This is a genomic window from Photobacterium galatheae (assembly GCF_000695255.1).
GTDB lineage: Bacteria > Pseudomonadota > Gammaproteobacteria > Enterobacterales > Vibrionaceae > Photobacterium > Photobacterium galatheae.
Map to the genome: position 1 here is coordinate 1 of NZ_JMIB01000051.1, position 14703 is coordinate 14703.

The following is a 14703-nucleotide window of genomic DNA, read 5'->3' on the forward strand; positions in this document are numbered from 1 at the left end:
AAGGTTAAACTGCGTGGAAGGTGAGGGAGAAAAATGATTCTGGCAGATTACTTTCATCTCGTGCTCAGTGGATTCCCGCCTGCGCGGGAATGACGCTATAACATTGATTTTAAATGGAAATAAACCAATTACTCGACGAAAGATCTGTGTAGGAAAGACAAGTCAAATGTCGGAGCCTTACAATAACTCTCTGAATCAATCCCGATTAAGCGCCGATCACACCGCCATCGTCGCGGGTGATCATCATGATTGTCGAGCGAGGTTTGGTGTCTCCCCCATCAGGAAAATGAGACGGCGCTCCTTCTTCGCCCGGATGCTGCACACCGACAAACATGGTTTTGTAATCCGGTGAAAACGCCAGGCCGGTAATTTCACAGGCAATCGGACCGGTCAGAAAGCGACGGATTTCGCCAGTTATCGGGTCACCACACAACATCTGATTATTCCCTTGTCCGGCAAAATCACCTTGATTCGAGTAATTGCCATCCGTTTGTATCCACAGGCGACCCTCAGCATCAAAACCAATGCCATCCGGGCTGTTGAACATGTTTTGACCATTCACGTTATCACTGCCCGCATATAAATCGCCTTTGTGCACCGTCGGATTCCCGGCAATCAGGTATAAATCCCAGACAAAACTGTCACTGGCGTGATCACCATGAAGTGGCATCCAGCGAAGGATCTGGCCGTAATGGTTCTTAGCCCGAGGGTTTGGACCGCCTACAGGCTGACCATCTTTACCTCGATTCTTATTGTTCGTCAGGGTACAGAACACATGCTTTTTATCCGGATGCACCGCAACCCATTCCGGACGATCCATGGTCGTCGCACCCACCTGCGTGGCGGCCCGGCGGGCAAATATCAAAACTTCAGCCTGATCGTTGAAGCCATTTTCCGGCGTTAAACCGTTTTTACCGAAAGTCAGTTCGATCCATGTCCCCTGGCCTTTCAGGTCAACATTCATGTCGAACTTCGCAACGTACAACGTCCCTTCTTCCAGCAATTTTCGATTCGTCGCATCGTTGCCAGCTTGATAACGATGTTTCGAAACGAACTTGTATAAATGCTCGCCACGCTCATCATCGCCAAGATACACCACAGCATGGCCATCTTTATTCAGCGTCAACGCCGCATTTTCATGCTTAAAACGACCCAGCGCGGTTCGTTTCATGGGGGTAGAAAACGGATCATTCGGATCAATCTCCACGATCCAGCCAAAGCGGTTCGCTTCATTCGGGTGTTTCAGCACATCAAAGCGGTCATCGTGCTGATGCCATTGATAATCGCTTGGAGAAGCAGAGATGCCATATCGTTTCTGATCCGCCGTCACTTCCCCGCTTTGGTTACTGCCAAAGAAATCATCAAAGTTTTCTTCGCAGGTCAGGTAAGTGCCCCAAGGCGTCTGACCATTTGAGCAATTATTAAACGTACCAACCGGCTTGATACCCGCCGGATCTGCTTGGGTTCTCATCAGGGCATGACCTGCTGCCGGACCCGTAAACATCATCGGAGTATTAGCAGTAATCCGGCGGTTACGCTGACCGCTGCGGTCAACCTGCCACTGCCCGTCTTTACGAATCACCTCAACAATCGTGACACCCACCGCTGCCTGTGCTTTTCGCACGTCATCGGCTGTCAACTGGTCGCCTTTGTGAGCGAACAGATATTCATAATTGGTGTATTCATTATTGATAGCCATCACACCACGATTTTCACTGAGGGGGAAGAAGCTCATCCCATCCGTGTTATCACCAAACTGATGTGCTTGTGCGTGCGCGTCCTGCTTGCCGCTTTGATCAAATTCAGGCGCACCGACAAAAATTGGATCCCCCCAGGAAATCAGTGGTGTTGCCCGATACCCTTTTGGCACAACAACTGTGTCTGCGGTCGATGCAGGAACAGCTTCAAAATTGAGAAGTGAGGATTTGGGCGTCGCTGCAACCGCTTTTGCCACCGGATTGACCGCCAGAAAAGCGCCAGCTCCGGCGACTGCCGTTCCAGTCAGAAAATGACGGCGCGAGAGTCTCGCTTCAATCATTTGAGTGAGTTGCGAATCCTGCTCATCACGCTTCCACATCGTATGCTCCTTTTTCATTCTTTTTCTGTCCGTCTGCTTCATTACAGACTCTTGAATCAGGCTGGAGCATAGGTTCACACAATGACATTTTTATGAAACTTGTATGTATGAATCATGAAAGCCAATTGAAAAGCAGCAAGTTTATTTCATTGCATAAAAAACGGCCCAAATTGGGCCGTTTCATCAGTGTTCTCGCGGATGCCTGAATTATTGACTGTCCGGATAACCTTGCGGGTTCTGTGACTGCCAGCGCCAGGTATCTGCGGTCATTTGTTGCACAGTGCGAGACGCCGTCCATTGCAGCTCTTTCTGCGCTTTACTCGGGTCTGCCCAGCATTCTGCAATATCTCCCGGACGGCGGGGCGCGATCTGATAAGGAATCTCTTTCGCGGCAGCTTCAGCAAAGGCCGCAACCATTTGCAATACGCTCAAACCATTTCCTGTACCCAGATTATAGATATGGGTACCCGATACTTTCCCTTTATGCTTCAGTGCAGCAACATGACCATCGGCCAGATCAACCACGTGAATATAATCTCGCACGCCCGTACCATCGACGGTCGAATAATCATCACCAAATACCGACAAATGATCTCGGCGGCCAACAGCAACCTGTGCAATAAAAGGCATCAGGTTATTCGGTATCCCTTGCGGATCTTCACCCATCTCACCGGATTCATGCGCACCAACCGGGTTAAAGTAACGCAGCAATGTGATACTCATTTCCGGATGTGCGTGCTGAATATCAGTCAAACATTCTTCGACCATCAGCTTGCTTCGGCCATACGGGTTGGTGGCATGGGTCGGGAAAGATTCCAGAATCGGCACGCTGGCCGGATCGCCGTAAACCGTTGCTGATGAGCTGAAAATCAGGCTATTGACACTCGCAGCACGCATGGCCTCAACCAAGACCAATGTGCCATGCACATTGTTATCGTAGTATTCCAATGGCTTTACCACAGACTCACCGACAGCTTTCAATCCAGCAAAGTGAATCACCGACTCGACTGCATTCTCACGAAAGACTTGGTCAAGAAATACACGATCACGAATATCCCCCTGGTAAAATACCGGTCTGACACCTGTCAGCTTTTCAATTCGCTCCAGCACGGTCTTTTTACTGTTGTACAGGTTGTCGACAATAATTGGGGCCATGCCCGCTTTAATCATCTGTACACAAGTATGGCTACCAATGTACCCCATACCCCCTGTTACCAGAACGCGCATAATTTTCTCCTTGCTTGGTATTTCTTTGTGATGGCAATTACTGTCGAGTATATCAGACTGATGTGAACATTGATGAGCACAACGGCATCTCAGGTACAACTGGACACGACATCGCCGCTGTCACGGCCAGCATATCAATCTGAATAAATGACTGATATTTTAGAAAGATAGCAGTATCGCTTTTTCTTCTTTATTCATGCTGTGAGGCGCTATGAAATCACAAACTCTCTGCCAATGGAAAGCCTTTTCTGTCGAGCAAAGCGAACACCAGCTACCAGACGGACGCAACATCACATTCACCACGGTTCGTCATCCGGGTGCTGTTGTCATTGCACCGGTCACCAAGACAGGTGAACTCATTTTATTGCGTCAATATCGTCCGGCCATAGGTCGCTGGATCATCGAATTTCCCGCCGGTACGCTGGAAAAAGGTGAAACGCTTCAAGCCTGCGCCATGCGTGAACTGGCAGAAGAAGCAAACCTGGCCGCAGCCCAGTGGCAATCCTTAGGCGAATTACTCCCTGTGCCCGGTTTCTGCGATGAGGTGCAACATCTCTTTCTGGCGAAAGACCTGTCACCGGCCGAAGGAACACTTGATGCCGATGAAATCCTTGAGGTGTTCACAATGTCCGTTGACACCTTTCTTGAGAAAGTTGCTGCAAATGAAATTCAGGACGCCAAGACGCTGGCAGTGTTTCTAAAAATGCAGGTGCTGGGTGTTTTCAAAAATAATTAATTTCGCACACTTTCAATGGCTCCCGCTTTCGCGGGAGTAACACCAGAAAAAACACACTTCATTTACACGCCATTAAACACCTGAAGCCAACCTGTAACATCGATTCTTTATTACACGCACATATTTATTTTTCAAACGACCTCTCAGTGACTCACTCTATTTCTTGTTCATTCCGATGCCCCAGAGCGAATCGATAAATAGCCCTGAACCTGACAAGAAAGCCTTTTGCATGACTGAAGTTAATATTCGTTTATTGTTGATTGTCAAATCAGCTACATCAATCGCATTCCTTATTCAAAACTAAGAACTCAGTCAATAAATAATTTATAGTGCACAGCACAAAGGGGTTCGTGATTTCCCCAAAGGAGAACACGAATCAACTCAAATAAAGTAAACCATGTAAAAGCAATAAAACACCAATCACATCGTCAGAAGTATTGATGATTAAATTAATCACATACACTAGGGATTTAATCATGATAACAACACTCAATAAAAAAAATACTATACAACGGCATGGATCATCAGTGGGCACTCTGATACCCCAAGAGACCTGCAAGATTTTCTGATTCAAGAAAATATCCACTTCAAACAGTACTATTTTTCAGAAGTCCCATCCATCCAATTGATAGACGCACCTGAGTTGATCATCATTGATACTGTAAACACAGTATTCGAGCATATCAAATGTGCAAAGCATGCGCTGACAATACAATGCCAACAGCAACAAAGTTTCACGCCTGAATTCCTTGCCATTATTGAAAGTAAATATCCACATAAAAAGCAGCTTTTTGATCTCGGGATTGCCGATTACATCAGCAGCCCATTCATTGATAAAGAGCTACGTTATCGGATGACCCATATCTTAAGTGCATCGCTTAAAAAAAACAGCGAGCAGCAATTCATCGCACCCTCTCACGACCTGCCAAATCATGTCACGCCAAGTTCCCTCACAGATAAACGCTTTCTTTTAATTGAAAAATGCGTTTCGTATCTCAGTGAAACTCTTTCAGAGGAAATAAAACTGGATGCTTTATGCAGAAAGCTCGGGACAAACAGAAATAAACTCAACCAGGTATTTCGAGAGTACCTGGGAATGACTGTTTTTGAGTGGTTGAGAGTGCAAAGAATGAAAAAAGCAGCAGAACTTCTTGAAACTTCTTCATTAAATATTGTTCAGATTGCCGAGCAAGTTGGATATATGGATTCAAATAATTTCTCAACCGCTTTTAAACGAATTTATCAATCTTGTCCAAGTCAATTCAGACAAAACTACCGCAACTCAACCAACAATCACCTTAAAATTGAATAACCTGTATCGCTCAAATTCATCATGAGCCAACAATTTGAAGGTCACTTCATGAAGTGATAACTCAGATCAGCCCCTTCGGGGGCTGATGATTCCGCTTCGAATTCTATATCCAACTTTTTACTCGAAGTGATGCAAGGAATGCATCAGCCAGATGCTTTTATGAATACGTAAAAGGATTCAATTTAAAACTCGGATATGATGAATAGTGACTCGCAACATCAACTAAATCCAAAGGAGAACAACATGTCAAACTTTACAGATTACAATAACATTCAACAATCGACAGAGAATTCATGCGGTGCATTTGCGGTCAATGCATGTCTCTGTCAATTACAATTGAATGTCAAAAAAAGCATCAAATCTTTAGATGAAGGTAATTTAGTCAATGGTTATACAAGCACTGCACAAGAAGTAGATCTGACCGCTAATTCTGATAAAAAGAAAGCGGCCGAGAATACTTATAAAGTCACCGGGAATTTAACGATTGATTTCCCACAACACACTGCAACATATTACGCTTTCAACAGCAGCAAGCAGAATGCTCCCTCTGCGATGTGTAAAACTGCGTATGAATTCAATGGTCAAAATGGAAATAAAATAAATCTATATTATACGACTGGCGCTAGTGCAATCTTCAGCAGCGTTAACCAATCTACAAATCAAGGGTTCACAAACAATCTGTTTGATACAGAGAAATCACTCATCAATGGTATTAACAATAATATTCAAGTCACTGAGACTTCAGAATATTCTGTTCCTACGAACAGTGATGTGCATCTGTTATTAGTTCAGCATACCGGGGGAATGCACTGGTTCTCTGTTTGTGCCGACACGAAAGACACATGTAATATTTATGACCCGGGCACAGGGACTGTATATGATGTTTCGAATGACAAGCTGAATCAACAATCATCCATTCGGCTCAACAACGTTGATTATACAATGCCTGGATTATGGATTTTATTGAAAAAATAGCCAGGCTAAATGAACGTAAAACTCATGCCCATTAAAAATATCAGTTGATATAAGAAAATCCATCTGCATTGCAGATGGATTTTACTTTCCGAAAAACACCCGCGATGAATCTAAACCCGTATTAAAAAACATCTCCAAAAAATTTAACCCCAAAGACACTGCTTTGAATTCATGCATATCTTCATCCATCTAATCAGACTGAAATATAGATACCAAAAGTGAATCCTGTGCAAAAACCAAAGCATTTGAAGAGAAAGCAAAAGGTTTTATTGAATAAAACAGTCTAATTTAAGTGTGTACCTCAGCAGTGATACAAACACTGAATGTACAACAAAACGTCAGTTCAACTTTTATAAGGATAAAGAATATGTCTCAAGATTCGATTAAACTGAATTTCATTAACCGCTCGAATGATGTCAATAACAGCGAAGTCGTCGTCTTCCAGAAAAACGTCGCTGAAGATTTTGATGAAATTGCCGTTGCATGGCGAGTGATTCAAAACTGTGGCCGGAATGACAATCATCCATTTGTCTATCCGTTAAAATTTGATGTCTGCGCCAGCGATTCTTACGGCAACTTCACGCCACAAATGACAGCTTACGATGGTCAGGCTTATGAGATGGTGAAAGACACTTCGGGTGATGTCCTTCGTCTTGCATCCACTCCAGCCGTTTCTCAGCAAGAGGTCGAAGTTCGCAACAACCTGAACAGTGGCGCCATTAATGCCAATATTTACCGTGACGGTAAACTGCTGGCAGCAAAATCCAATGTCTCTCCTGGTCAGAAAGGGGTTTTCCAATTCCATCCGAGCATCTTCGTCGGTGTTGTTTCTCAGGTCGTTGAAGGAGAAGTGATGAATTCGGCCATCATTCAGCAAGTCAATACTGAGATTAACCTGTTCGGTGTTCAAAGTGCTGATCTGGTGATGACCGGTGGTGGTTCAGGCCCAACCGCCTCACCATTTGAGTTCCATCTGGAAAACATCAACAAGTAACACAAATCGCACAGGTGTTACTCACTCATCCTGGTAACACCTGTTTTCTTCACGATTTACAGCAAGGAAATCATCATGGCGGATACACCCACAACCCAAACCTGGCATTCCGGCGACTGGCGAAGCCACGCAGGCAGCAATCCACCTTATAATGGCATCGAAATAACCGGCCTGCCGCAATACGATGACAATGGCGCTTTTGTTTCTGCGGCTATCACGATAGTGGACTATAGCAACAATAAAAATGGTGTCAGCAGTATGATCCCGACACTCACTGTGGCACAGGGACGTGTTGATATTCCTGTCCCTCCAGCAGACACATCGGGCACCACGAGCGGAAACAACGAAACGTCGGCTCAGACAAACTCAGCCTCAGGCACAGCACCATCGGATTCAGTGACAGCGTCACAAAGTGACACCACATCCAATACAGTCACTGCCGTCACAAGCAGTGAACCATCCCAAAGCGATTCGACGGCGACCACAGACACAACGCCACAAGATTCGACGTCTGCAAGCACAGATTCAACGTCATCGGAAGACGATTCAAGCACCACGAATACAACGTCTCAAGATGACCATTCCACAACGGCCAGTCCCACCAGTGAGCCAAATCCAGATTTCACGGTCAATGGCTGGGTATCACTCGAAACCAGTCTGTCTTATGTTCATCTGCGCATTCATTTTAAGTACGGACTAGACAGCATCCAGAGAGAAGAGCTGGGTTATATCATGGGCTTCAATAGCATACTGGAAAGCACCAGCTGAAGACGTGCCGAAAAGGGGCAAACATGCACACGGATATTTGTTTCACAAATTTGTCGCTGAATATTCACCGGCCCAGTGTCACGATTTTTCAACGCACACAGGTTGAAACTTCGGAAAACTTGATTGCCTGGAAGGTCATTCAGCACTGCCCGTACCGATGGCACCACCCTTTCTGCATCGAATGGGAATACAGCTATCAACTGGCAGATCATGATGGCAACTACAGTGCTGTCACCCCTTTGCCCCCACGTCATCGAAGTGAAACCGAAAACCAGGGCTTGCGCATCAGCTACGCAGCGGATCAAGTGGTTTTCACGAAAACAGCGGCCAGTAAATATGCGGAAGTCGTCCTCCTCAAAAATGGACGCATGATTGCCAGGCAACCATTCTTTCCTCCGGCTCAGACAACTTTCCGACTTTCAGAGACCTATTATCTCTGCGCCGACTTACGTGTAGAAGAAGGCGCAGTCATTCATTCTCATAACATCAATGCCAGCCTGACGCCATTCAGGGTAACAGGGCAAGAAAGGCTGAACATCATCATGACCGGCGGTCAGCCCGGTATTGAATCAACCCCCATCTGTTTTCAGTTTTCATAACGGGCAAGTCAGGTACCTGCCCGTTGAATCCTGTTTTTTACACAGATTTTGCCAAATATTCGGCCATTTCTTCTGGCGGCACCATACCGCCGCCAGTTGCCCAGACCAGATGGGTGGCGTGACGCAATTTCTCAGGTGTCAATTCAAGCCTTCGGTGATAATCACGATCTTCAGACACATGCATGGGGCCGGGCATACCAGCAAGTGCAGAAGGCTCTAGCTGAATCCCTTCACACTGATTGAGCAGTCCTAATAACCGATACATCTGTTCATCTGTCAATGTGTAATAGCCATCGATCAAACGCTCCATCGCACGACCCACAAAACCCGACGCTCGACCAACCGCCAAACCATCCGCAGCAGTGACGTTGTCGATTCCTAAATCCTGAACAGAAATACCATCATGCAAGCCTGTATGCACCCCAAGTAGCATACAAGGTGAATGGGTTGGCTCAGCAAAAATACAATGGACATGATCGCCAAACGCCATCTTCAGACCAAACGCAACGCCACCCGGCCCACCACCCACACCGCAAGGCAAATAAACAAATAACGGATGATTGGCATCGACCACAATGCCCTGCGCATCAAACTGTTTCCTGACCCGCTCACCCGCGACGGCATACCCCAGAAAAAGCGTTCGTGAGTTTTCATCATCAATGAAGAAACAACGCGGGTCTTGCTCCGCGGCTTTGCGCCCCTGCTCAACCGCAACGCCATAATCCTGGTCATATTCCACGACATTTACGCCATGTGAACGTAACTTTGCTTTTTTCCATTCCCGGGCATCCGCCGACATATGCACCGTCACGGAAAAACCCAGTGTTGCGCTGATGATGCCAATCGACATGCCCAGGTTGCCAGTCGAGCCCACCGCAATACTGTATTGGCTGAAAAATTGACGGAACGTATCACTCAAGAGCTGACTGTAATCATCAGATTCAGACAGCAACCCGGCATCGATTGCCAGTTTCTCCGCATGGGTCAACACCTCATATATTCCGCCACGGGCTTTAATCGAACCGGAAATCGGAAGATGACTATCTTTTTTCAACATCAACCGACCCGGAATTTCTGTCTCAGACATGGCTTCTAACTGGGACTTCATCGCCGGGATGTCAACCACTTCCGATTCAATCATGCCCTGATCCCTGGCGGTATCCGGAAATGCCTTCATCAGAAAAGACCCGAAACGCGACAGCCTGTCACTGGCATCCTGAATATCCGCGGCATCCAACCCGACAAAAGGCAAGCCTTCACGCAGTGATGTGATCTTCGGGTTGAACCAACACACCTCTTTCAATGCCACCAATTGATTCAGTAATGGAAATTGCATGGTCAGGGTTGGTACATCAATATTTGCCATAGCCTTTATCCTTGTCGGCATCCAACATTATTTACAAATCGCACTTTGCAGGATTCTAGTGGGCACAGCAGGAAAAACAAAGCTGCGAACGGTTGTCTTGTGAAGAACCCGGCACAGCGGGATAGAAGCAGGCATTCCCCTGGCGTCATGAGAAACCAGGGGCGATTGTTTTACTCTGTCGTACTGTTATTGCGGCGTGACCGAAATTGCTTTGGTGTTCCCGTCAAACATAATCAAATAAGTCGCACCATCGCCAACCGGATAATCCGCAGATGGATAAGACTCAGACCAATGTCCGTCATCAATTTTAAATCGCGCGGGCGATTCCTCACCATGAAAGCTTTGAGTGGTGGTATAAAGGCCAGACTGCGCATCATATTGCATTTGTGTCAGCCCCCAACCGTTCGAGGTTCCCCGGAAATACCAGTTTTGCTTTCCCCCGGTTGAGTCAGACAAACAATTCGCGAGTTTTGTCCAGACCCCATTCTGGAAACAAAGATTCGGATTTGATGTCATCAGATCTGCCGTCTGATCTTTCCCCTGATCGCTGAAGATGACATTCAGACTGGCCAGATTCACACCAAAATCATGACAGTAACGGCCTTGCTCGGCGGTCATTGTCACACCGGGCCAGACTGCATTCGCCACAGGTTCTGAAGCAGAAACGTTCCAGTAATACAGGGTTGGCTGACTGAAGTTTTGCTGATTATCGAAACAGACTTTCGTGTTTACCGTATGACCGCAGTCAGTGGTACAGCCCGGCCCGACTTTCGCCCCTACATGAATTGCGGCGGCATCATGAGAACTGACCGTAAAATGTGCGTATCCCTGACTGTCGACCTGCACCGTCGGGCCACTGCATCGGCCAGACTGTTCATCAAAGTTACCCGCAATGATGTCGCAATATTCACCCGCCGGCATCCCGGTCATGAATGTCTGATTCATGCCTTTTGAGTCATCCCGGTTGATCACCACAAAACCTAATCCGCCACGACCAAAGGCAATCTGGTTGTTGCCGTCATCCCACCAATCTGTGATACGGAATTCGGCTGCCGTATGATTCCGGAAAGCCACCATATTCGCGACACCACGCCATTTGTGCTCACAGACCCAGTCTCCACCATCATAACCACAGGCATTACCAGAATGAACGCCGGTTGACGGTGGGCCTGCATCAAAACTCTGAAAGTAGTAACCCGACATGACTTTTGGATAACCGTACGGATAGGCCAGCGTAAATACATTGCCGAGGAAATACAGATTGCCAAAATCCTGATGACTCAAAACCTGCCCCGGATTATGGCGTTCCTCATCATGGTTAGTCACAAAGGTAATGGCTTTTTCACTCGGTAACCATCCGTGCCATGAACCGATCCCCTTCAGATCTTTCAATCCACCATTTTTAAACTTCGGCCCAATGGTTCGTGCAAAATTAAACTCAGTGACATCGCCAATATAAGTATATTCACTGGTTTTGACTGGCTCTCCGGCAGCCCCAATCACTTCCTGAAAAATATATGGGTTCCCATTGAGTTTATTCTTAATCGCAGCAATATCTGCCGCAGGGATATGTTTCGCTGCATCAATCCTGAAACCCGCCACGCCCATACTGATGGCATCGTTCATATAATCTGAAATTTTCTGGCGGACATTATCAGATTCTGTTTTCAAATCATTCAAATGAACCAAATCACAATTTTGAATCGACCAGCGATCGCTGTAGTTAATATCATCTGTGCAGGTATGAAAATCATTCGAATGATAAGGGACTTCCGGGAAATACCTGTCGTGTGCAGCCATGTGATTAATAACCGCATCAAGATAAATATCCACACCTACGGCTTTACAGCGCTGCACCATATTTTCAAATTGCGATCGTGTGCCACTCCGCCCTTCAAAAGAATAACTGACAGGTTGATATCGTGACCACCAGGCTGAATGACTGATACTTTTCTGAGGAGGGGAAACCTGCACAGCCGAAAATCCCTTCGGCCCCAGAAAAGTTTCACATTCAGTCGCCACATCATCCCAACGCCATTCAAATAAATGAACGAAAGCCGTTCTTGGTACGGTCTGTGCCATCGCTGATGCAGCACTCAGCAATCCGCCACAGAAGAGAAGGCCGGCAGGAAAATATTTTTTAAAAGTCATTATTTTTCCTTATTTTTTGTGTAGGTACATTCAGGTTTTTATCTTACCGCTTTCGGCTAAAAAAGCTGTAAGTACAGTAGATAAAGTACACAAAAGTGCTTTAACGAAATGCAAGGCTTGTGATTGAAGTCGAATTCGGTGTAATCAGTCAGAATAATGCGGGTGTTTGGATCACGGTTTGTACACCCTTAATATTGTGATATGTCAACAAAGGAAGCGACAAATTTAAAAATGAAGATAGAGTATCAATATCAATATCGATTTCGATTCTTTCTCGGAGTGATAATTGAACCACACATTAAGTGATCAGTCTGAACTCGAATTATTCTGTCCATCCAAAATCACAGATATTCTGTTTGCCTGATGTTCTCTGAAATCTTTCTCTCACTCGCAATCAGAGAAAACAAAAAGGCCCACGATCCAACCTCAAACGCATTGACATGACACACTCAAATGTTTCTTTGATGTAAACAAATCAGATCATTGATCACAAATTGGCAACATTTCCATCCCTGCATCAGATTTCGCATTAACCTAATACTCATCGGAGGTCTGATAAGGAGACAGACATTGAAACGATTCATCACCCTACTCATTTGCTGTATGGCAACCTTTAGCAGTCAGGCCAGTACCAGTACATCTGGCGTATCCCAGAAGGGATACACCGAAACCAAGTACCCGATTGTACTGGTTCATGGCCTGTTTGGTTTTGATTCCATTGCCGGGATTGATTACTTCTATGGGATCCCACATGCACTGAACAAAGATGGCGCGACCGTCTTCGTTGCACAAATCTCAGCGACCAACAGCACTGAGCTTCGCGGTGAACAGTTGCTGGCTCAGGTGGAAGATGTACTCGCCATTACCGGTGCAGAAAAAGTCAACCTGATCGGACACAGTCATGGCGGCCCTACGGCTCGTTACGTCGCTTCCGTTGCCCCCGAAATGGTTGCTTCAGTCACCAGTATCGGTGGTGTAAATAAAGGCTCACGAATTGCAGATATCGTTCGGGGTGCCGTGCCTGAAGGCTCAATTCCGGAAGGGATCGCTGTCAAACTGGCTGAAGGGCTGGTCGGCATGATCAACCTGCTATCCGGTGGCAGCGATCTGCCCCAGGATCCGCTCGCCTCGCTGGCTGCGCTGACCACAGAAGGTGCACTGGCATTCAATCAAAAGTATCCGGAAGGGATCCCAGAGTCCGCCTGCGGCGAAGGTGATTATGTTGCCGACAATGGCGTCTCTTACTTTTCATGGACAGGAACAGGCAATTTCACCAACGCGTTAGATCCGATTGATGCTGCAATGACAGTGCTGGGACTTGGATTTCACAATCCGAATGACGGTCTTGTGGGTCAATGCAGTACGCACTTGGGTAAAGTCATCCGTAATGATTACAAAATGAATCATCTGGATGAAATTAACGGCTTGCTTGGCATTACCCACCTGTTCGAAACAGCACCGACCACGCTTTATCGCCAGCACGCAAACCGCCTGCAATTAAAGGGATTATAAATTTTGAAAAAGACCGTGCTTTCACTCATCTGTGTTGTTCTGACTGCGGGTGCGGTCTATACCTACAACTCACAGACCTCCGAACCGACTGTGATTCAGGTACCCTCCCAGCAGGATACCCAAGTTGATACCGATTCCGCCCGAGATACCTTCGACTATTTTCTGTCAGGTCTCGGTGAGGCAGACATTGACACGCTCAGGGAAAACTTCAAAAACTATAACGCACAACAGGCGACAGCCTATCAGTTCGACGAAGACTTATTCGAACGCTTTATTCAGTACAGAACCGCATTGCGCGATCTCGATCCGGGGAACATCAACCAGTTGACCCTCGACGCCTTCCGGCAATTGAATGATCAACTCATTCAGGCACAGCTTCAGTTTTTTTCATACGAAGAGCAGCAATGGCTTTTTGCCGAAGAGAACCGTCAGCGAGAACTTGCACTCCGGAAAATTGAGCTCAAACAGCAAGCACAGGATCGGGAAGATTACCTCAACGCCTGGCAACAAGAGCTGGATACCCTCCCCCCCGTGATGCAGGAAAGCTATCGCAATGCCAGCCTGCTGGCGCGGTTACAAACCACACAATCTATGGCGCCTCAGGAACGCTACCTGAACCAGCAAGCGTTAGTCGGGCCGGAAGCCGCTGACCGGTTAGCGCAACTCAATCAAAAGCGGGCAGGATTTCAGACAAAGCTGGATGAATATTTTGCCCAACGGGAAGCCATTCGGGCAGATACTGCTATGGGCCGGGAAGATCGGCAAATTGCACTCGATGCACTCAGAAGCAGCACCTTTGCAGCAAACCAACTCCGCCGAGTCAAAGCGTTAGAATCGCTGCATGATAAACAGGAAAATACCGCCAGTCAGTAAATTGATGACTGGACCCAAACCGGAAAAGGCCAACTGGCCGGACTTTCCTACATATCACCAGACAAAAATGAAATATTTTTATTTGGAATCAATAAATTACCGTCATTCCCGCG

12 protein-coding genes are annotated in these 14703 nt (G+C 46.6%); 8 read left to right on the forward strand and 4 right to left on the reverse strand.

What is annotated here, in order from left to right; translation table 11 throughout:
- Positions 1–205: 205 nt before the first annotated feature.
- Positions 206–2077: a PhoX family protein gene (locus EA58_RS20375; RefSeq protein ID WP_036757405.1), complete on the reverse strand. Its 1872-nt coding sequence runs from the start codon at positions 2075–2077 to the stop codon at positions 206–208.
- Positions 2078–2284: 207 nt separating this feature from the next.
- Positions 2285–3304 carry a UDP-glucose 4-epimerase GalE gene (galE, locus tag EA58_RS20380; RefSeq protein WP_036757407.1) on the reverse strand — a complete coding sequence of 340 codons (1020 nt, stop codon included), beginning with the start codon at positions 3302–3304 and terminating at the stop codon, positions 2285–2287.
- Positions 3305–3515: 211 nt separating this feature from the next.
- Here galE and EA58_RS20385 point away from each other — a divergent pair, with 211 nt between their 5' ends.
- The 6 genes from EA58_RS20385 to EA58_RS20410 all read left to right on the forward strand — a co-directional run bounded on the left by EA58_RS20385 (position 3516) and on the right by EA58_RS20410 (position 8688).
- Positions 3516–4040: an NUDIX hydrolase gene (locus EA58_RS20385; RefSeq protein ID WP_036757409.1), complete on the forward strand. Its 525-nt coding sequence runs from the start codon at positions 3516–3518 to the stop codon at positions 4038–4040.
- A 643-nt stretch (positions 4041–4683) separates the two neighbouring features.
- A complete protein-coding gene (locus tag EA58_RS20390) occupies positions 4684–5352 on the forward strand; it encodes an AraC family transcriptional regulator (protein ID WP_036757411.1) in 669 nt (222 codons plus the stop codon).
- Positions 5353–5595: 243 nt separating this feature from the next.
- Positions 5596–6327: a hypothetical protein gene (locus EA58_RS20395; protein ID WP_036757415.1), complete on the forward strand. Its 732-nt coding sequence runs from the start codon at positions 5596–5598 to the stop codon at positions 6325–6327.
- 367 nt (positions 6328–6694) lie between these two features.
- Complete coding sequence (locus tag EA58_RS20400; protein ID WP_036757418.1) at positions 6695–7321, forward strand: hypothetical protein; 627 nt, start codon at positions 6695–6697, stop codon at positions 7319–7321.
- A 75-nt stretch (positions 7322–7396) separates the two neighbouring features.
- The gene (locus EA58_RS20405; RefSeq protein WP_036757421.1) at positions 7397–8089 is read left to right on the forward strand and encodes a hypothetical protein; all 693 of its coding nucleotides are present in this window, start codon (positions 7397–7399) and stop codon (positions 8087–8089) included.
- Positions 8090–8112: 23 nt separating this feature from the next.
- Positions 8113–8688, forward strand: a complete 576-nt coding sequence (locus EA58_RS20410) for a hypothetical protein (protein WP_036757423.1) — start codon at positions 8113–8115, stop codon at positions 8686–8688.
- Between the two features lie 37 nt (positions 8689–8725).
- Here EA58_RS20410 and EA58_RS20415 read toward each other — a convergent pair whose 3' ends face one another.
- On the reverse strand, positions 8726–10054 hold the full coding sequence (locus tag EA58_RS20415) for a D-serine ammonia-lyase (protein ID WP_036757427.1): 1329 nt from the start codon (positions 10052–10054) through the stop codon (positions 8726–8728).
- A 186-nt stretch (positions 10055–10240) separates the two neighbouring features.
- A complete protein-coding gene (locus EA58_RS20420; protein WP_051642299.1) occupies positions 10241–12205 on the reverse strand; it encodes a starch-binding protein in 1965 nt (654 codons plus the stop codon).
- A gap of 603 nt (positions 12206–12808) precedes the next feature.
- Between EA58_RS20420 and EA58_RS20425 the strand changes: the two genes are divergently transcribed.
- The gene (locus EA58_RS20425; protein WP_152548137.1) at positions 12809–13717 is read left to right on the forward strand and encodes an esterase/lipase family protein; all 909 of its coding nucleotides are present in this window, start codon (positions 12809–12811) and stop codon (positions 13715–13717) included.
- Positions 13718–13720: 3 nt separating this feature from the next.
- Positions 13721–14590: a lipase secretion chaperone gene (locus EA58_RS20430; protein ID WP_036757433.1), complete on the forward strand. Its 870-nt coding sequence runs from the start codon at positions 13721–13723 to the stop codon at positions 14588–14590.
- The last annotated feature ends 113 nt before the right edge of the window (positions 14591–14703 follow it).